Here is an 18,583-nt window from a genome sequence, read left to right as displayed (position 1 = left end):
CAGGACCGACGCGCGGATCGTTGCGCCGAGGCGGAGCCGCCGATGACGAGAATCGATTTTCACTCGAACGTCGGCGATTCGCTGTTGTACGCGTGCCGCCTGGTCCGCAAGGCGTACCAGGCCGGCCAGCCCACCATTGTGCTGGCCGAGCCGGCGCGCCTGCGTGTTTTCGATGAGCAGTTGTGGACCTTCGCGCCGCTCGAGTTCGTGCCGCACTGCATGGCGGACAGCGCGCTCGCCGCGCAAACGCCGATCGTGCTGGCCGCGAATCTCGACAACGTGCCGCACTACCAGGTGCTGTTGAATCTCGGCGCCGAGGTGCCGGCGCAGTTCGCGCGTTTCGAGAGATTGCTGGAAGTGGTCGGTAACGCACCAGACGAACTGAGTGCGGGCCGCGAACGCTATCGCTTCTACCGTGATCGCGGCTATGCTCTCAACAACTACAAGCAGGGCGGCTAGCGTCGCCGTGCCGCCGTGCGAGGACGCCGCCAACCGGCGCGGTTCGCGCCGGTTGGCGAGGCGGCGTTGCCTCATCGCCCGATTCATCGACGGAGTCTATTCGTGCCCGATTCGTCCGATACATCCTTCGATACTTCAATACCGGTTCTGAACGAGATCCTCGTGCCAGGCAAGCCCGCGCACGCGCGGCCGGGCCATGGCGCGGATGAGGCGCTGGCTGCGGCTGAGCCAGCGGGTGCAGAAGAAGCGCCGGCCGCTGTCGCTGCGGAGCCGGCCGATGGCGTCACCGTGCACTCGGTCACGCCGGCCCAGGTGCAGGCTTTCGAGCTGCCCGAGCCGCCGGCGCCGTTCGAACTGGCCTCGGCGCCGCAACCGTTCGAACTCGCGGCTCCGCCTGAACCCGTTGAGCCCGTTGAGCCCGCCGAGGCGTTCGAACCCAGCTCAGCTTTCCACTTTGGACGCGCTCCCGTTCCGGTCGCGCCGGTTCACAACCTCGATGCCGACGTGCTGGCCGATCGTCTGCGCGGACGTTTTGCCAGTTATCTGACGGGCGAAGGGCGCGCAGTGATCGAAGCGCGCTGCCGTGATGCACTGCAAGATCACACCACGTGGCTCGTCAACCAGATCACACGCGAAGTCGCGCTGGCGCTCGAAACGGAAATGACCGGCTGGGTGCGTGAAGCGGTCAACGAAGAAATGGCGCGGCGTTCGACCGAGCATTGAACGCGCGGGGTGGTGAAGGAGGCGCGCGGCTTATTTCAGCGTCAGGATCCAGCCGGCCAGCACGGCGGCCTGATCGGGCGTGAGCTGGGTGTTCGCGGGCATCGGCACCTGACCCCAGACCCCCGTGCTGCCGTCGATGATCTTATGGGCGAGGTAAGTTTCCGCGTCGGCGCGCGACGCGTATTTCGCGGCGACGTCATGCAGCGCCGGTCCCATGAACGGACGGTTCACCGAGTGACAGCTCATGCAGTTCTGCTGCTGCGCGAGCGCGAGGCCGGGAGCCGATTCCGCCTGCGCCGAAGCGCTGATTGCGAGCGTGCCCGCCAACGCTATTGCTGCATACGACATTGATTTCATTCTGGTCTCCGTCGGTGCAGGTGCCCGACTTGTGGTGCAGGCATTATAAAAGGAAAGGGGCGCACGGTTTTTCGTGCGCCCCTTTCGGCTTTTTGTGGCGGTGCGGACGTGGCCGCTCAAGCTCACCCCGTCACCGCCCCCTTGTTGGCCGGCAGCGCCAACGCCGAATACTTCGCCAGCACGCCGCGCGTGTAACGCGGCTTTGGCTGTTGCCATGCAGCACGGCGGCGCGCGAGTTCGGCGTCGTCGATATTCAGTTGCAGGAGCAGCGTGTGGGCGTCGATGGTGATCGAATCGCCTTCCTGAACGAACGCAATCGTGCCACCCACAAACGCTTCCGGCGCGACGTGCCCCACCACCATGCCCCATGTGCCGCCGGAGAAGCGGCCGTCGGTGATCAGGCCCACGCTTTCGCCCAACCCCTTGCCGATGATCGCCGAAGTCGGCGCGAGCATTTCGGGCATGCCGGGGCCGCCTTTCGGGCCGAGGTAGCGCAGCACGACCACGTCGCCGGCCTTGATCTTGTCGGCGAGAATCGCTTCCAGCGCGCTTTGCTCGTCGTCGAACACGCGGGCCGGTCCGGTGATGACCGGGTTCTTCAGGCCGGTGATCTTGGCGACGGCGCCGTCGACCGCAAGATTGCCCTTGAGGATCGCGAGGTGGCCTTCCTTGTACAGTGCTTTCTCGATCGGGAAGATCACCTGCTGATCCGCACGCGGTTTGGCCGGCACGTCCTTCAGTTCTTCGGCAAGCGTCTTGCCGGTGATGGTGATGCAATCGCCGTGCAGCATGCCCGCGTCGAGCAGGATCTTCATGACTTGCGGAATGCCGCCGGCCTTGTGCAGATCGGTCGCCACGTACTGGCCCGACGGCTTCAGGTTGCAGATCACCGGCACCTTCTTGCGCATGCGCTCGAAGTCTTCGATGCTCCATTCCACCTCCGCCGCATGCGCGATGGCGAGGTAGTGCAGCACAGCGTTGGTCGAGCCGCCCGTGGCCATGATCACGGCCACGGCGTTTTCGATCGACTGCTTCGTGATGATGTCGCGCGGCTTCAGGTCTTGCCTGACCGCTTCGACCAGCACGCGTGCCGATTCGGCCGCCGAATCCACTTTCTCCTGATCGGGATTGGCCATCGTCGACGAGTACAGCAGCGACATGCCGAGCGCTTCGAACGACGAGCTCATGGTGTTGGCGGTGTACATGCCGCCGCACGAACCCGTCGACGGGCAGGCGTTCTGTTCGATCCCGTCAAAATCTTCCTGCGACATCCGGCCCGCCGTGAACTCGCCCACCGCTTCGAACGACGACACGATGGTCAGGTCGACGCCCTTCCAGTTGCCCGGCCGGATCGTGCCGCCGTACACGTAGATGCCCGGCACGTTCATGCGCGCGAGGCCGATCATGCCGCCCGGCATGTTCTTGTCGCAGCCGCCGATCACCACCACGCCGTCCATCCACTGACCCTGCACGCAGGTCTCGATGCAGTCGGCGATCACCTCGCGCGAGACGAGCGAGTACTTCATGCCTTCGGTGCCCATCGACATGCCGTCGGAGATCGTCGGCGTGCCGAAGATCTGCGGGTTGGCGTCGGCGCCTTTGACTGCGACGACCGCCGCGTCGGCGAGGCGCTGCAGGCCGGCGTTGCAAGGCGTGATCGTCGAATGGCCGTTGGCGATGCCGATCATCGGCTTGTCGAAGTCTTCCTTTTGATAGCCGATGGCGTAAAACATCGAACGGTTCGGCGAGCGTGCGACGCCTTGCGTGATGTTCTTCGAGCGACGATTGTGCGGCATGGGGAGCTCCAGTGTGTTTTTGATCCGCGGCTCCGGTCCCACAGGTTGGGACCGGACCATCGAGGCAAGCTCAACTCGGTTCATGTCCAGTTTAGGTGGTGGCGCCGCCGGCAAGAACGCCGTTTTTCGCTGGGTGTGTTCAATGTATTATTAGCGGCCTATTAGGTCGTAAAATATATTGATGACACTCCCTGTCACGCCCGATCTGCGCCAGTTGCGCTATTTCATTGCCGTCGCCGAAGAGAAACACTTCGGCCGCGCGGCCACGCGCCTCTCCATGACGCAGCCGCCGTTGTCGCAGGCCATTCGCGCGCTGGAGGAGACGCTGGGCGTCGAACTCTTCGCGCGCACCAAGCGTTCGGTGGAGCTGACCCAGGTGGGCGCCGACCTGCTACCCGAGGTGCGGCGACTGCTGGCCAGCGCGGAAAGCCTGCGGCCGCTCGCGCAGAGCCTTGCGCGCGGCGAGGCGGGGGTGTTGTCGCTGGCCTTCGTTTCGACTGCGGATTACGGCCTTTTGCCCTCGCTGCTGCGCGACTTCGGCGGGCGCCATCCGCGCGTGCGCCTGCAACTGACCGAAGCCACGAGCGACGTGCAGATCGACGAACTGGTGGCCGGCCGCATCGACGCCGGTCTCGTGATCGCGCCGCTGCCGCCGCGTCATGCCGCGCACCTGTCGTGGTTGCCGATTGCCCGCGAGCCGTTGGTGATTGCCATGTCTTCGGAGATGGCCGCGCGGGTCGAAGGGCGGATCAAGGGGCCGGGTTGCGACGCCGACACGCCGGCCGGCGCCGAGTGGCTCGACGCGCCGATCAGCCTGCGCGATGTCGCCGATGCCCCGCTTGTGATCTTCCCGAGGCGTCTCGCGCCAGGCTTTTATGACATCATTATGGATTGCTACGGCGTGGCCGGCCTCACGCCACGCATCGGCCAGGAAGCGATCCAGATGCAGACGATCGTGAGCCTGGTGTCGGCGGGCATGGGTGTCGCACTGGTGCCGCAATCGCTGCGTAACCTGCGCCGCACCGGTGTGGTGTACCGGCCGCTGCGCGAATCGGTGCCGGCCATCGAGACGGGGCTGGTGTGGCGCACCGCGCAGGTGAGCCCGGTGTTGGCCGGGTTTATCGACATCGTGCGCGCGCATGCGGCCACCGTCGAAGCGCAGGCCGGCTTGCCCGCCGGGTGAGGGGAGTGAAAGCTACGGGGCTTACACTGCGCCTTTTTGCCTGGCGTGACCCACTTGCGGCGAACCCATCGCGTCGTGGCCCGTCCAATGCCAACAACGCCAATCTGCCTGGCCTTATCGAATCCGCTTTTGAACCTGAACTGCCCATAACAATACGATGCACATTCATCCCAACTTCGACCCGATCGCAATCCATCTAGGGCCGCTCGCCGTGCGCTGGTACGGCCTGATGTACCTGGTGGCCTTCATCATGGCGATCGTCGTCGGCCGGCTGCGCCTGCGTCTGCCGTACGTCGCCGCGCAAGGCTGGACCGCCAAAGATATCGACGACATGCTGTTCTACGGTGTGCTCGGCACGATCTTCGGCGGCCGGCTCGGCTATGTGCTGTTCTACAAGGCCGACTACTACTTCGCGCATCCGCTCGACATCTTCAAGGTCTGGGAAGGCGGCATGTCGTTTCACGGCGGCTTCCTCGGCGTCACGCTCGCGATGGTGCTGTTCGCGTATCAGCGCAAGCGCTCGTGGCTGCAGGTGACCGATTTCGTTGCGCCGATGGTGCCCACCGGGCTCGCGGCGGGCCGGCTCGGCAACTTTATCAACGGCGAGTTGTGGGGCCGCGTGACCGATCCGAACGCACCGTGGGCGATGATGTTCCCGGGCGCCTCGAACGACGACGCCGTCTGGCTGACGAAGCACCCGGAACTGGCGGCGAAGTGGCATCTGAACGATATCTTCGCGCAATACCACATGCTGCCGCGTCATCCGTCGGAGCTGTATGAGATCGCGCTCGAAGGCATCACCTTGTTCTTCGTGTTGTGGTTCTTCTCGCGCAAGCCGCGCCCGCTCGGAGCGATCTCCGCGGTGTTTCTGATCGGCTACGGTCTCGCGCGCTTCACGGTGGAATTCGCCCGTGAGCCCGACGATTTCCTGGGCTTGCTGGCGATGGGACTGTCGATGGGGCAGTGGCTGTCGATGCCGATGATCGTCGCCGGCGTGGGCCTGCTGGTGTGGGCGTATCGACGCAAGGGCCGCGAAGCGGCCAAGGCCGTCGGCGCGAACTGAGCGTCATGCCGCGCTGAATGAAGAAACGCCACGGCATGCCGTGGCGTTTCTCTTCGTGCAACGGGTTGTACTGCGCGTCCCGCTCGCGTATCCGCGCGTTACTTCGCGTTACTTCATCTGCACGGAGCCCGACACGTTCACGGTCACCGTCGAGGTACCGCCTTCGAGCGGCAGCGGTGCGGCCGCTTTTGCATCGGCGCCCATCGCACGCGCGCTCATCATCATCATGGGACGCGGCATCACACCGTTGTGCCCGACGTTGACTTCACGAATCGAATAACCGCTATAGCCGAACGCCTGCGCGCCGGCGCTCGCCTGCTGGCGAAACGAAGCGATGGCTTCGCTGGTGAGCTTCTGCTCTGCCGCGCGCTGCGCCTCCGGCGACAGCGAGAACTGCACGTTGCCAACCTGCATGTTCGAGGCCATCTGACCGGCCAGCTTCGAGGCCGCGGCGAAATCATGCGACTCCAGTACCACTTCCGTGCGGCCGCGCCACGCCGAGATGCGCCCATCGCGATCGGTGGACGGATAGATGGAGAACGAACCGGTGCGCGCGGTGACGCCGCTCACGCCCTTGGCCTGGCGCAGGGCAGCATCGGCGCGCTGGTTGAGCGTGCTGGTGAGCGCGGACGGGTCGCTCGCTTCCTGTTCGTAGAACAGGGTGATATCCACGACATCCTGTGGAACCTCGGCGCTGGCTTGCGCGTTCAGCGACAGCACGCCGGACGGTTCGGCTTGCGTGACGCCCTGCGCGTGGGCAGCGGCCGATGCAAGTGCGAGCGGAGTGGCGAGGGCCATGGCGAATGCGATGGCACGTGCGGTTTTTTGCGTCATTGTTAGACTCCTTGCTTGAGCAGGTTATGCGCGATGACTATATGGGCTGGCTGCGTGCGAAGGCCTTTCATGAGGCGATCCGCTGCGTGCGCCGCGTGCTCGACATTGGGATTGATCGTTCTACCCGATGGCACGACGCTTGCCGGCCAGGCGCGCGGCTGCCGCTTGCGACCTGCTTGTGCGGTCGATGCGGATGAGCCGCGCTTGCGACCCAATTAGTCGTCGCGCACCCCGCCTTGGTTCCCTGACTTGACAATTGGCTTGTCGCGGCGCGAAGCCGCGGCGCGAAGCGAGTGCGCCGCGCGGCGCACTGCCTGGCTATGCACGCTACGCTAGCCGCTTCGTGATGAAGCGCCACTCGGCTTCGGTGACGGGCGTGATCGACAGCCGGTTACCCTTGGCGAGCACGCGCATGTCCGCGAGTTCCGCATGCTCGCGCAACGCGGCAAGCGGAATCAACGGGATTTTCTTCTTGAAGACAACGTCGACGAGTACCCAGCGTGGTGTCTCAGGTGTCGACTTCGGATCGTAGTAGGGGCTTTTCGCGTCGAACTGCGTGGGGTCGGGGTAGGGTGTCGACACGACCTCGGCGAGGCCGGCAATGCCCGGCTCGGGGCAGCTCGAATGATAGAAGAGCACGCCGTCGCCGATCTGCATCATGTCGCGCATGAAATTACGCGCCTGATAGTTGCGTACGCCGGTCCACGGCAAGGTGTGGTGCGGGGCGTGGGCGAGGTGGTCGATGCTCGCTTCGTCCGGTTCGGACTTCATTAGCCAATAGCGCATGAATCGAATTGAACGTTGAAAAGAAAGAGAAAACGCCGCAAATCAAGGCCTAAAAGCGAAACGCACACAGCGGCGACGCAAAGACAGGACCCAAAAGAAAAACGGCACCGGACCCATGTCCGATGCCGTTTGATAAGGTCCCCGCCTTAGCCGCTAGGCCGGCATCCTGAACCGGGAGTTCAGAATTGGTCGCAGTTAGCAGCACTTCGGGTACATCAGACAGAGTGACGCGCACACCCGTGCTGCAAATTTCCACAACCGTGCACATGGCATTGGTTCAAGGAATATATGACCTTGGCGAACCAGGCAGGGAAGCTAAACTGATTGACCTCAAGTGCTTGCTGATGCTTGATCGCGCACTTCGCTTGAATTCCACACTTGAGTCAGAACTTGGCCGTGCAGCTACTTTAAACCTTTTTACTGCATGCTGTACTGTTGAATCACAGTACCTAGCTGTTCGTTCATTTGATGCATTGTACGCCGGATTTCCTCAGCAGGAAATGCTTCTCCGTGCCGCACGCTCGCTTGCAGCTTAAGCAGTTCCGATGCCAGCGACAGCGCAGCCATCACAGCAATGCGATCGACGCCACGTACATTGCTGTGCGCGCGGATCTTCGACATCTCCGCGTCGACGCGTGCCACCGCCTCAAGCAGCGCAGCTTCGGTTTCCGGCGAACAGGCGAGACGATACGGCTGGCCGAGAATCGATACTTCGATCTGCTTGGTGGTCATGCGTTTTCTCCGTGACGGGTGACGGCGCTGCCGGCCTCTTCTTCCTGATGCGCGTCATGCGACTCGTGCGCGGGTGAGAGCAGGTCGAGCTGGTTGTCCGGCTCATTGTGAGCGCGTGCACGCGGCAACTTTTCGAGGATCGCATTCAGGCGCACCTGGGCGTCGTCGATCTTCGCCGACAGCGCGTCGCGCTCCGCTTGCAGCGCATCGCGTTCTTCGCGCATCTGCGCAAGTTCTGCGCGTGTTGCATCGGCCTCGGCGCGCACCTGGGCGAGCTGGGTTTCGAGCGCTTGACGCGCTTCGTTATGACGCTGGCTGATCGAAATCAGCCTGCCGATATTCTGTGAAAGTGTTTCGAGTTCGGTGAGCATGTGCTGCGTCCTCTAAAGACGTGACATTTTAGCGCGGAATGTCGCAGGTTCCGACAATTGTCTCGTTTCGAGACGTAACAGCATCGCTTTGTGCAGACTTCGGTGGCCGAATCGGCCTGTAGGTCCTCCTGAATTTCACATTTATCCGTTTGCAACCGCACAGAACCGGTACGCTTTGACCTTTCTTGACGGGTTTTTCCGGCGCTCATAAACTTGCGGCGCCCTGATGTCCGTATGCGATTTTCCGACTATCGTGTGCTGCTAAACGGCAGACAGGGAACGAGTCCGCCAACGCGACCCCCACCTGTGTTGCCCCGCAACAGTGAGCGTCCGCGTGCTCACGCAGGCCGACCAGGACGTGGGTTTCAAACGCAAACCCGCGAGTGTGCCACTGCGCGAGAGGCGTGTGAAGGTGGGTCGTGCAGCGCGCTACAACACCACAACGTCACGAAGACGTGCTACGTCGCCACAAAAATTCCAGCAGGATCTTTCGAACAAGGACTATGAGCAGGCCTACCTCTGCACTCACCTGCGTGACAGCGACTGCCTCGCGCCGGGCCGGCAACGGCAATCGCGTCATGCCGCCGGCGCTGAGGCTGCGCGGATGAATCGACTGTCCGTGCGCCGCATGCCGGTCATGCACGCGCGCCGCGCGGCGGCGATCTGGTGCGTGCTGGCCGTGCTGGCGTTGGCCGTGCTGATCGCCTCGCTCGCGCTCGGCAGCGTGCCGCTCACGCCCGCGCGCGTGTTGGCTGCGCTCCTGCCGCAGTCCTCCCACAGCGGCGTCCCCGCCGACCTCGCGGGCGAGATCGTCCGCTCGCTGCGTTTGCCGCGCGCGTTGGCCGGCTTCGCATGCGGCGCGTTGCTCGCGGTGGCCGGCGCGTTGCTGCAGGTGTTGCTGCGCAATCCGTTAGCCGAACCGTATGTCCTGGGCGTGTCCGGCGGCGCGGCCAGTTTCGCGCTGTTTGCGATGATGGCCGGTTGCGCGTGGTGGCTCGTCGATGCAAGTGCCTTTGCCGGCGCTTTCGTGTCGATCCTGCTGGTGCTCGGCCTCGCGCGCCGCGAGTTGTGGCGTGGCGAGCCGCAGGACACCTCGCCGCGTTTGCTGTTGACCGGCGCGGTAATTGCAGCAGGCTGGGGCGCGCTGATCACCTTGCTGTTGACGCTCGCGCCGGACGACCGTTTGCGCGGGATGTTGTTCTGGCTGACCGGCGACCTGAACGGCGGCGGTATGCCCTGGCTCGCACTCGCTGCGCTCGTCGTCGTGCTGGTGGCGATGCTGCCCGCGGCGCCGCAACTCAATGTGCTGTTGCGCGGCGATGCGGCCGCGCAGGCTTTGGGCGTATCCGTGATGCGCCTGCGCTTGCGTGTCTATCTCGTGGCTTCACTCGCGGCCGCCGCTGCGGTGACGACCGGTGGGACGATCGGCTTCGTCGGTCTGGTGGTGCCGCATACGTTGCGGCTTGCGTTCGGCAACGATCAGCGCATGTTGTTGCCGGCTGCCGCGCTCGGCGGCGGCATGGCGGTGATGGGCGCGGACCTTGTCGCCCGCACGGTGATCGCGCCGGCGCAATTGCCGGTGGGCGTGATCACGGCGCTGATCGGCGTGCCGGTGTTTCTGTGGATGCTGCTACGCAGGCCGCGATGACGACACGCACGACATCCCCATCCACCGTGGCCACACTCAGCGCGCAACAGATCACGTTGCGCGCGGGCGAGCGCACGCTGCTCGAGCGCTTCACTCATACGTTTTATCCCGGCGAAGTCTGGTGCATCGCCGGGCCGAACGGCGCCGGCAAGACCACGCTGATTTCGGCGCTGGCGGGTTTGCAGCAGCCTGCCGCGGGCCAGGTGGAACTCGATGGCGTGCGCGTGGCCGACTGGCCGCCGGTGCCGCTCGCGCGGCGCCGCGCGTTGATGCCGCAAAGCGCGCACGATGCATTCAGCGCCAGCGTGCTCGATATCGTGATGCTGAACCGCTTTCCGCATCTGGCAGGGTGGGGCTGGGAGGGCGCAGCCGATCGCGCGGCCGCTCATGCCGCGCTCGACTTGCTGGGCCTCGCCAGTTTCGCGAGGCGCGACGTGCTGTCGCTCTCAGGCGGCGAGCGGCAGCGTGTCGCACTGGCCGCCGTGTTGTGCCAGGATGCGCCGCTGTTGCTGCTCGACGAACCGCTGTCGCATCTGGACCTGCATCACCAGATCGATTGCCTCGAGGCGTTGACTGCCTGGGCGAGTGCGCCGAAGCGTACAGTAGTGTTTTCGTGTCACGACCTGAACCTGGCGCGCCGTTTCGCGACGCATGCGCTGCTGCTCGACGGCACGGGCGTGGCCTGCGCCGGCCCGGTGCGCGAAGTGCTGACGCCCACGCTCGCGAGCCGCGCCTTCGGCTATCCGCTGATCCTGCTGCAGGACGGCGGCCACGAGGCGCTGATTCCGGCACCGCGGCTGCCCGATGCGCAGCGTGGGTCGGCCGGACCGGCACCCTGAAGAACGAACAAGAACTGATCTTTTACTCGAAGCCCTATGATTTCGTCCCTCGTTTTACCCGTTGTCGAACCGCTCGATCAGACGCTGCGCAGCACGCTGCAACACCTCATCGATACGAAGACCAAGCCGCCCGGCAGCCTCGGGCGGCTCGAAACGCTGGCGCGGCAGATGGGCCTTATCCAGCGCACCACGCATCCGACGGTGCAGCGCCCGGCCATGATCGTGTTCGCCGGCGACCATGGCATCGCGCAGGAAGGGGTGAGTCCGTATCCGCAGGCCGTGACCGCGCAGATGGTGGCGAACTTTCTGGCCGGCGGCGCGGCCATCAACGCGTTGAGCCGCGTGGCCGACATCACGCTTGAAGTGGTCAATGCGGGGATTGCAACGCCGTTGCCGGGCACCGAGGGGCTCGTCGATATTCCCATTGCGGCCGGTACGCGCAACTTCGCCCATGAACCCGCCATGACGCGCGACCAGGCGCTCGCCGCGATGCGTGCCGGCGCAGAACGCGTGCGCCATCACGCGGCGCTCGGGACCAACGTAATCGGTTTCGGCGAGATGGGGATTGCCAACACGTCGGCGGCGGCCTGTCTGATGAGCCGCCTGTGCGGCGTGCCGATCGACGAATGCGTCGGTCGCGGCACAGGGCTCGACAATGCCGGGCTCGCGAAGAAACGCAACGTGCTTGCCTCGGCGCTTGCGCGTCATCCGCAGGGTGCCGAGGCGCGCGGCGCCATTGTGTCGAGCGCCACCGCATTGGATGTGCTCGCAACCTTCGGCGGCTTCGAAATCGCGATGATGGCCGGTGCGTATCTCGCCGCCGCCGAAGCGCGCATGACGATTCTGGTGGACGGTTTCATCGCCACCTCCGCGCTGCTGGTGGCCGATGCGTTTGCGCCCAGTGTGCGCGAGTATTGCGTATTTGCGCATGCCTCGAACGAAGCAGGGCATCGCCGCATGCTCGATCATTTCGGCGGCATCCCGTTGCTCGCGCTGGACATGCGGCTTGGCGAAGGCACCGGTGCGGCGCTCGCGGTGCCGCTGCTGCGCGCGGCGGTGGCGTTCCTGAACGAGATGGCGAGCTTCGAATCGGCCGGTGTCGCGGACCGCGATGCGTGAGCGGCTCACAGGCGTCGCACGCTGATGAACCCGCTCATGGAGTTGCGCTATTTCTTCACGGCGCTGGGGTATTTCACGCGCGTGCCGGTGCCGCGCTGGGTCGGCTATGAGCCGCACTATCTGAACGCGGCCGCGCGTTATTTTCCGCTGGTCGGTGTGCTGGTAGGCGGACTGGGTGCGCTCGTCTATCTGGCCGCGTTGCGCGTGTTCCCGCCGGGCGTGGCCGTGCTGCTGTCGATGGCCGCGACCCTGCTGGTGACGGGCGCCTTCCACGAGGACGGTCTGGCGGATTGCTGCGATGCGTTCGGCGGCGCCTATACGCGTGAGGACGTGCTGCGCATCATGCACGATTCGCGCATCGGCGCGTTCGGCGCCATTGCTCTCGTGATCGCGTTGGCGCTGAAGTGGCAGACGTTGTCGACGTTGCCGCCGCTGCGGGCGGCAGGTCTGATAATTGCGGCACATGCCGCGAGCCGCACCTGCGCGATCAGTTATCTGGCGACGCTCGACTATGTGCGCGCGGAAGGCAAGGCGAAGCCCGTGGCGCAGCGCCTGAGCGGCGCCGCGTTCGCGTGGGCGGCGCTGTTCGGATTGCCGGCGCTGTTCTGGCCGGATTGGCGCTTCGCGTGTGCGACGCTTATGATGTTGGCAGTACTGCGCTTTGTGCTGGGCCGCTATTTCGTCAGACGCATTGGCGGTTATACCGGCGATTGCCTTGGTTTCGCGCAGCAGATTTTCGAACTGGCTATCTATCTGTTGGGGCTCGCGTGGATCTCGTTCTGATGCGACATCCGGCCGTCGCCGTGGAGCAAGGCGTGTGTTACGGCCAAAGCGACGTAGCGCTCGCCGACGATCCGTCCGCGTCGGCCGCGGCGCTGGCGATGCGCCTCGCCACCTTGCAGGTGCCGCCGCCGCGCGTATTGCTCTCCAGTCCGCTGCTGCGTTGTGCGTCGGTCGCAGGCGCGATGGCCGGTAATTTCGGCTGCGCGCATAGCGTCGACGAACGTCTGAAGGAAATGAATTTCGGCGCGTGGGAGCTACAGCGCTGGGATGCGATCGGTCGCAGCTTGCTGGATGAATGGGCAGCCGATTTCGACCACGCACGCGCCCATGGCGGCGAGAGTGTCGCGCAGTTCGTCGAGCGGGTGCAGTCGTGGCTCGATGGCTTTGGGCTGACGCGCGAATGCTCGCCGGCTTACGTCGTGACGCATGCCGGCGTGATACGGGTGCTTGCGTCGCTGGTGCTGGGCGTGCCGGTGGCACGTTCGACGCAATGGTCGCTCGATATGTCCGGCGTGGTGTGGCTGCGGCGTGACGATGAGCGGCAGGTCTGGTCGCTCGTGCGGTGGAATGCGTGAGCGTGTCGCGTGTCGGGTTGGCTGCGTCGTCTCAATCTTCAACCAATAGCGTGACACGCCATCACGCGAATCTCACTCCTCACTCGCGGGCCTGCGCGAGCGCGCCACCTCCAGGTCCTCGCACAACTGCCTGGCGCCCTGTGCGATTCGCGGCGCGGGCCGGTCGATCAGATCGCCGTCGATCGCAAACAGGTTGTTGCGCGCCACGGCCTTGAGGCTCGGCCACGCGCGCCATTTCTCCAGTTGCGGTAGCGGCGCGTCAGGCTTGGTCGCACCCGCCGATGCGGTCACGATCGCTTCCGGGTTGGCCGCCAGTACGGCTTCAGTGGAAACGGTCGGCACCAGCGGCGCGAGTTTCGCAAACACGTTGCGTCCACCACATAACGTGATCACATCGCTGATCATGTGCGTGCCGTTGAGCGTCATCAGCGGCTGATCCCAGACCTGATAGAACACGCTGACGGGCGGCCGGCTCGCATAGCGGCTGCGCAACTGCGCGATGTCCTGCCGGTAAGCGCTGGCCGCCGCGTCTGCGGTGCCCGATGTGCCGAGCAAGGTGCCGAGCCGGGTCAGCGTCACGGCAACGTCGTCAAGTTGATGCGGTTCGCTGAAGAAGAGCGGAATGTGCAGTTCGCGCAGGCGTTCAAGTTGGGCCTGCGCATTGCCGTGCCGCCAGACGACGATCAGGTCCGGCTTGAGCGCGACGATGCGTTCGAGGTCGAGCGCCTTGTTGTCGCCGACGCGCGGTACCTGCTTCGCTTCGGACGGATAGTCGCTGTACGAAACCGCGCCGACGAGTTTCGCGCCGCCGCCCGCTGCATAGATCAGCTCGGTCACGTGCGGCGCGAGGCTGATCACGCGTTGCGCCGGTGCTGCGAGCGCGACGGTCGCGCCCGTGTCGTCAGTCGCGGTGACGGTGGCGTGTGCCGACGACGCGTAAGCGCAGGCAAGCAGCATGGCGCCGGCAAGTGAGACGAGGCGGGGCAGTCGGATCATGTGGCGAGACGTGAGTTTTTTGATGGGTGCGCTTTCGATAGGTGCGCGCCGGGCAGGTCAACCTGCGCGCGCCGCTTCGATTACATGAACGCTTTCGCTTAGCGCTTGCTCGAACCGCAGCCACTCGTCCCTGGAGCCTGGCAAGCCAAACCGCACGCTGGCCGACGCGGGAAACAACCGTGTCCAGATACCGCGCAAGGCGAGCTCGTGATGCAACGCGGCGGCACGCGGGTCGTCGGTCCACGCGAAAAGCGGCGTGCTGTGTGGCGAGAAACGTTGTGCCTGCAACAAACCGGTGAGGCGCGCGCTTTGCGCCGCGAGTTGCGCGCGCATCTGGTTTTGCCATGTGAGGTCTGTGAAGGCGGCGCTCACCGCATGTCGTGCGGGACCGCTGACGGTCCATGCGCCGAGTATCTCGCGCAACCTTCCTAGCAGCACCGGATCGCTCAACACGAACCCGGCTCGCACGCCGGCGAGGCCGAAGAACTTGCCGGGCGAGCGCAACACGACAAGGCCGGCGCGGTTCGTACAGGCGGCAAGCGAGGCCCCAGGCATCGCATCCGCGAATGCCTCGTCGACCACCAGCGTGCCGCCGCGTGCCGTCAGTTGCGCGTGCCACTGCAGCAGTTTTGCGGCGCTCAGATGATCGGCCGTCGGGTTGTTCGGATTGACGATCACGGCGTGCGTGACATCGTCAGGCAACGCGTCGCATGCGATATCGAGCGGTACGATCCGATGACCCGCCCGCTCGAACGCCGGGGCATATTCGCTATAGGTCAGCGGCGCAATTGCCACCGTCGCACGCGGTATGAGTCCAGGCAACGCGCGAATGGCCGCCTGGCTGCCTGCCACCGGCAGCACCTGCCGCGCATCGGGAGCACCGTAGTAGTGGGCGGCACATGCCGCCAGACCGTCGCCTTCGTCGGGCAGGCGGCGCCATGCGTCGGCGGGCAGCGGCGGCACCGGATAACCTTGCGGATTGATGCCGGTCGAAAGATCGAGCCATTGCGCGTATGGAATGCCGTAGCGCTGCGAGGCTTCGTGCAGATTGCCGCCGTGGACGATGGGATCAGCCATAAAATCAGCCATGAAACGGGACGCTCAGCAACGCAAGCACGATCAGGACTGCGAGCCACAGTATCACCGCGCGCTCAACCAGTTGCAGCGCCGCGACGATATGCCCGGCGTTGGCGGGCTGCCCCGCGCCGAGCGTAGGGCGTTGTTCGATCGCGCCGTGATACACCGCGGCACCGCCCAGCAGCACGTTGAGACTGCCGGCGCCGGACGCCATCACGGGCCCTGCGTTGGGACTGTCCCAGCGCGGCGCCTGCTCGCGCCAGCAGCGCCAGGCCGTTCGCGTGTCGCCGAGCAGCGCATAGCTCGCGGCGGTCAGGCGCGCGGGAAACCAGTTGAGGCCATCGTCGATGCGTGCGGCGGCCCAACCAAAGCGCAGATAACGCGGCGTGCGATAGCCCCACATGGCGTCGAGCGTGTTGGCAAGGCGAAACGCGAGCGCGCCCGGACCACCCGCCACCGCGAACCAGAAGAGCGCGCCGAAGATCGCATCGTTGCCGTTTTCGAGCGCCGATTCGACGGCGGCGCGCGAGAGTGCGGCTTCGTCTGCGCTGCCGGTCTCGCGCGACACGATGCGCGCGGTCAGCGTACGGGCCTCGGCAAGATTGCGCTGGGCGAGCGCGCGGGCGATGGGTGCAATGTGGTCGTTGAGACTGCGCGCGCCGAGCGCGAACCAAAGCAACACGACATGTACGGCGCAGGCCAAGGCGAACGGCAGGACCGCGACGAGCCACGTGGCGACGAGGACCGGCGGCAACACGGCGCATCCCCACGCGACGATGCCGAGCAATCGTCCGCGCCGCCCGGTGTTCAGCCGCGCTTCGATGCGCATGGCGAGCTTGCCGAAGCCGACGAGTGGATGCGCCGTGCGCGGTTCGCCGAACCAGCGGTCCACGGCGACGCCGGCGGTCGCCAGCGCGGCGATCAGGGGCAGCGACAGCATGGTTAGCGGACCGCCGTCTTGAGTGCGAGCGGCAGGCCCGCGACCATCATCGTGACCTGGGTGCTCAAGGCCGCGATGCGTTGATTGAGCCGCCCGAGTTCGTCGACGTAGAGACGCGTGGCGGCACCCAGCGGCACCACACCGAGACCGATCTCATTGCTGACCACGATGATCTTGCCGGCGGCCGCGCCAAGCGCCGCCTCGAAGGCCGCAAAGCGCGCGAGGTAGTCGTCGCTCGGGGCGGCGCCGTCGGGTGGGCAAAGGAGATTGGCGAGCCACAAGGTCAGGCAGTCGATCAGGATGCAGTGCCCCGGCGCGTCGGCTTGTGCAACCGCGCCGGCGAGATCCACGGACGCCTCGATCAGTTGCCAGTGAGCCGGACGCCGCGCGCGATGATGGGCGATGCGGGCGGCGAATTCCGCGTCGTCGGCGCGACGCGCGGTGGCGATATAGGTGACGGGCCGCGCGCTGTCGCTCGCGAGCTGTTCGGCATGCAGGCTTTTGCCCGAGCGGGCGCCGCCGAGAACGAAGGTGAGGTCGCGAGGAATCATGGCGTGATTGTACCGGGGCGTCCTGGCGCGATGGGATAATGCCCGCTTCGGATAACCAGCGGGACCTTCTGTTTCGTGACGATGCCAGAGACTTCGAACTTGCCTGACGCAGTGCGTATCCCGCGTGGCGCGCTGATGATCCAGGGGACGACCTCCGACGCGGGCAAGAGTACGCTCGTCGCGGGCCTGTGCCGCCTCGCGCTTCGCGCCGGCGTGCGGGTGGCGCCGTTCAAGCCGCAGAACATGGCGCTCAACAGCGCGGTGACGGTCGACGGCGGCGAGATCGGCCGCGCCCAGGCATTGCAGGCGGTGGCGGCGGGCATCGCCGCGCACACCGACCTGAACCCCGTGCTGCTCAAGCCCACCAGCGATCGCGGCGCGCAGGTGATCATCCACGGCAAGGCGCGCATGAATCTGGATGCGCGCGCGTATCACGACTACAAGCCCGTGGCCTTCGAAGCGGTGCTGGAGTCGTATGCGCGTCTGCAGGCGGGCTACGACACGATCTTCGTCGAAGGGGCGGGGAGTCCCGCGGAAATCAATCTGCGCGATCGGGATATCGCCAACATGGGTTTTGCGGAGGCGGTCGATTGTCCGGTCGTGCTGGTCGCGGATATCGATCGCGGCGGGGTGTTCGCCCATCTGACCGGGACGCTCGCGTGCCTGTCGGAGAGCGAGCAGGCGCGTGTGTGCGGCTTCATCATCAACCGCTTTCGCGGCGACATCAGTCTGCTCAAGCCGGGTCTGGACTGGCTCGAAGCGCGGACCGGCAAGCCGGTGCTCGGCGTGGTGCCGTACCTGCATGGCCTCACGCTCGACGCCGAAGACATGCTGCCGCGCGAATTGCGTGCCGCGCAGGTGGCGGGCGCCGCAGCACGCACGACGCTGCGCGTGGTCGTGCCGGTGCTGCCGCATATCAGCAACCACACGGATTTCGACGCATTGCGTGCGCATCCGCAGGTCGATTTTCACTACGTGCGCAGCGGGACGCCACCGCCCGCCGCCGATCTGATCATCCTGCCCGGCTCGAAGAACGTGCAGGGCGACCTCGCGTTTCTGCGCGCGCAGGGCTGGGACCTGGTGCTGCAACGCCATTTGCGCTATGGCGGCAAGGTCATCGGCATTTGCGGCGGCATGCAGATGCTTGGGCGCGAAGTGGCCGATCCGCATGGCGTCGAAGGGACGCCGGGGAGCGTCGCGGGTCTCGGCTGGCTCGATTACTCGACCACCTTGACGCGCGAGAAGACGCTGAAGAACGTGACGGGTTGCCTCGCGCTGCCGGGCGCGGCCGATGTGGCCGGCTACGAGATTCACATGGGCGAGACCGCGGGTCCGGCGCTGGCTGTGCCGGCGTTGCGGTTGGCGACGCCGGAAGGGGGCGAGCGTCCGGACGGCGCGCGCTCGGCGGATGGGCAGATTCTCGCCACTTACGTGCATAGCCTGTTCGACACGCCGGCCGCGTGCGCCTCGCTGCTGCAATGGGCCGGCCTGAGCGACGCCGAGGCGGTCGATTATCCGGCGCTGCGCGAGGCCTCGCTCGACCGGCTGGCCGATACGCTGGCCGGGCATCTCGACCTGGCGCGCCTGTTTGGGGCCATTCGCTGATCTGTCCTGTCCCGGTCTTTCTGCTTGGAGTGGATTAACGCCTGTGAGGAAATAATCTAAGCCTGAGCGGCGGTTTTTCCCTTTCCATGGTTCGAATACAGTCCGGTCTATCGACGGCGCGCGCGTAGGCGTCGTCCCACTCAACT

20 protein-coding genes and 1 other RNA gene are annotated in these 18,583 nt (G+C 65.4%); 10 read left to right on the top strand and 11 right to left on the bottom strand.

Going from position 1 to position 18,583, the window contains the following annotated elements:
• Nucleotides 1-42 precede the first annotated feature (42 nt).
• Nucleotides 43-459: a DNA polymerase III subunit chi gene (locus tag BUS12_RS35050; RefSeq protein WP_074302096.1), complete on the top strand. Its 417-nt coding sequence runs from the start codon at nucleotides 43-45 to the stop codon at nucleotides 457-459.
• 102 nt (nucleotides 460-561) lie between these two features.
• Entirely contained in the window at nucleotides 562-1,182 is a 621-nt protein-coding gene (locus BUS12_RS35045; protein WP_074302095.1) for a DUF2486 family protein, read from the top strand.
• Nucleotides 1,183-1,212: 30 nt separating this feature from the next.
• On the opposite strand, the gene BUS12_RS35040 is transcribed toward BUS12_RS35045, so the two are convergent.
• Both BUS12_RS35040 and ilvD read right to left on the bottom strand, forming a co-directional pair.
• The gene (locus BUS12_RS35040) at nucleotides 1,213-1,539 is read right to left on the bottom strand and encodes a c-type cytochrome (RefSeq protein ID WP_074302094.1); all 327 of its coding nucleotides are present in this window, start codon (nucleotides 1,537-1,539) and stop codon (nucleotides 1,213-1,215) included.
• A 122-nt stretch (nucleotides 1,540-1,661) separates the two neighbouring features.
• A complete protein-coding gene (gene ilvD, locus BUS12_RS35035) occupies nucleotides 1,662-3,335 on the bottom strand; it encodes a dihydroxy-acid dehydratase (RefSeq protein ID WP_074302093.1) in 1,674 nt (557 codons plus the stop codon).
• A 181-nt stretch (nucleotides 3,336-3,516) separates the two neighbouring features.
• Between ilvD and BUS12_RS35030 the strand changes: the two genes are divergently transcribed.
• Together BUS12_RS35030 and lgt are read left to right on the top strand one after the other, a co-directional pair.
• Nucleotides 3,517-4,518 carry a LysR family transcriptional regulator gene (locus BUS12_RS35030; protein ID WP_074302092.1) on the top strand — a complete coding sequence of 334 codons (1,002 nt, stop codon included), beginning with the start codon at nucleotides 3,517-3,519 and terminating at the stop codon, nucleotides 4,516-4,518.
• A gap of 157 nt (nucleotides 4,519-4,675) precedes the next feature.
• Entirely contained in the window at nucleotides 4,676-5,581 is a 906-nt protein-coding gene (gene lgt / locus BUS12_RS35025) for a prolipoprotein diacylglyceryl transferase (RefSeq protein WP_074302091.1), read from the top strand.
• A gap of 108 nt (nucleotides 5,582-5,689) precedes the next feature.
• Here the strand turns inward: lgt and BUS12_RS35020 are convergent, their stop codons facing one another.
• The 5 genes from BUS12_RS35020 to BUS12_RS35000 form a co-directional block, all read right to left on the bottom strand.
• Entirely contained in the window at nucleotides 5,690-6,415 is a 726-nt protein-coding gene (locus tag BUS12_RS35020; protein ID WP_074302090.1) for an SIMPL domain-containing protein, read from the bottom strand.
• Between the two features lie 327 nt (nucleotides 6,416-6,742).
• Nucleotides 6,743-7,201 carry an EVE domain-containing protein gene (locus BUS12_RS35015; RefSeq protein ID WP_074302089.1) on the bottom strand — a complete coding sequence of 153 codons (459 nt, stop codon included), beginning with the start codon at nucleotides 7,199-7,201 and terminating at the stop codon, nucleotides 6,743-6,745.
• A gap of 134 nt (nucleotides 7,202-7,335) precedes the next feature.
• Nucleotides 7,336-7,517: non-coding RNA, 6S RNA (gene ssrS / locus BUS12_RS35010), on the bottom strand.
• A 101-nt stretch (nucleotides 7,518-7,618) separates the two neighbouring features.
• Entirely contained in the window at nucleotides 7,619-7,933 is a 315-nt protein-coding gene (locus tag BUS12_RS35005; protein WP_074302088.1) for a cell division protein ZapA, read from the bottom strand.
• The gene (locus BUS12_RS35000) at nucleotides 7,930-8,304 is read right to left on the bottom strand and encodes a coiled-coil domain-containing protein (RefSeq protein WP_074302087.1); all 375 of its coding nucleotides are present in this window, start codon (nucleotides 8,302-8,304) and stop codon (nucleotides 7,930-7,932) included. Before BUS12_RS35000 ends, BUS12_RS35005 begins: the two co-directional genes overlap by 4 nt.
• A 604-nt stretch (nucleotides 8,305-8,908) precedes the next feature.
• Between BUS12_RS35000 and BUS12_RS34995 the strand changes: the two genes are divergently transcribed.
• The 5 genes from BUS12_RS34995 to cobC are packed head-to-tail and all read left to right on the top strand — an operon-like array spanning nucleotide 8,909 to nucleotide 13,268.
• Entirely contained in the window at nucleotides 8,909-9,952 is a 1,044-nt protein-coding gene (locus tag BUS12_RS34995) for a FecCD family ABC transporter permease (RefSeq protein ID WP_074302749.1), read from the top strand.
• Nucleotides 9,949-10,791 (top strand): ABC transporter ATP-binding protein, encoded by an 843-nt coding sequence (locus BUS12_RS34990; RefSeq protein WP_074302086.1) that lies wholly within the window; start codon nucleotides 9,949-9,951, stop codon nucleotides 10,789-10,791. Before BUS12_RS34995 ends, BUS12_RS34990 begins: the two co-directional genes overlap by 4 nt.
• 36 nt (nucleotides 10,792-10,827) lie before the next feature.
• The gene (cobT, locus tag BUS12_RS34985) at nucleotides 10,828-11,910 is read left to right on the top strand and encodes a nicotinate-nucleotide--dimethylbenzimidazole phosphoribosyltransferase (RefSeq protein WP_074302085.1); all 1,083 of its coding nucleotides are present in this window, start codon (nucleotides 10,828-10,830) and stop codon (nucleotides 11,908-11,910) included.
• Between the two features lie 24 nt (nucleotides 11,911-11,934).
• Nucleotides 11,935-12,693 (top strand): adenosylcobinamide-GDP ribazoletransferase, encoded by a 759-nt coding sequence (locus BUS12_RS34980; protein WP_074302084.1) that lies wholly within the window; start codon nucleotides 11,935-11,937, stop codon nucleotides 12,691-12,693.
• Nucleotides 12,678-13,268, top strand: a complete 591-nt coding sequence (gene cobC / locus BUS12_RS34975; protein WP_074302083.1) for an alpha-ribazole phosphatase family protein — start codon at nucleotides 12,678-12,680, stop codon at nucleotides 13,266-13,268. The genes BUS12_RS34980 and cobC overlap by 16 nt, the downstream gene beginning before the upstream one ends.
• A 72-nt stretch (nucleotides 13,269-13,340) precedes the next feature.
• Here cobC and BUS12_RS34970 read toward each other — a convergent pair whose 3' ends face one another.
• Genes BUS12_RS34970 through cobU form a run of 4 tightly spaced genes read right to left on the bottom strand, consistent with a single transcriptional unit; the run spans nucleotide 13,341 to nucleotide 16,832 of the window.
• The gene (locus BUS12_RS34970) at nucleotides 13,341-14,264 is read right to left on the bottom strand and encodes a cobalamin-binding protein (protein WP_083640801.1); all 924 of its coding nucleotides are present in this window, start codon (nucleotides 14,262-14,264) and stop codon (nucleotides 13,341-13,343) included.
• A 57-nt stretch (nucleotides 14,265-14,321) separates the two neighbouring features.
• Nucleotides 14,322-15,341, bottom strand: coding sequence for a threonine-phosphate decarboxylase CobD (cobD, locus tag BUS12_RS34965; protein WP_253190295.1), 1,020 nt, complete (start codon nucleotides 15,339-15,341; stop codon nucleotides 14,322-14,324).
• 4 nt (nucleotides 15,342-15,345) lie between these two features.
• Nucleotides 15,346-16,281 (bottom strand): adenosylcobinamide-phosphate synthase CbiB, encoded by a 936-nt coding sequence (cbiB, locus tag BUS12_RS34960; protein WP_074302081.1) that lies wholly within the window; start codon nucleotides 16,279-16,281, stop codon nucleotides 15,346-15,348.
• Nucleotides 16,282-16,283: 2 nt separating this feature from the next.
• Complete coding sequence (gene cobU / locus BUS12_RS34955) at nucleotides 16,284-16,832, bottom strand: bifunctional adenosylcobinamide kinase/adenosylcobinamide-phosphate guanylyltransferase (RefSeq protein ID WP_074302080.1); 549 nt, start codon at nucleotides 16,830-16,832, stop codon at nucleotides 16,284-16,286.
• A gap of 81 nt (nucleotides 16,833-16,913) precedes the next feature.
• Between cobU and BUS12_RS34950 the strand changes: the two genes are divergently transcribed.
• Complete coding sequence (locus BUS12_RS34950) at nucleotides 16,914-18,437, top strand: cobyric acid synthase (protein WP_171991778.1); 1,524 nt, start codon at nucleotides 16,914-16,916, stop codon at nucleotides 18,435-18,437.
• Nucleotides 18,438-18,583: the final 146 nt, after the last annotated feature.

This window comes from Paraburkholderia phenazinium, assembly GCF_900142845.1.
In the GTDB taxonomy this organism is placed as follows: Bacteria; Pseudomonadota; Gammaproteobacteria; order Burkholderiales; family Burkholderiaceae; genus Paraburkholderia; species Paraburkholderia phenazinium_A.
The sequence above is the reverse complement of the archived record's forward strand: the minus strand, read 5'-3'. Positions and strand labels throughout refer to the sequence as shown.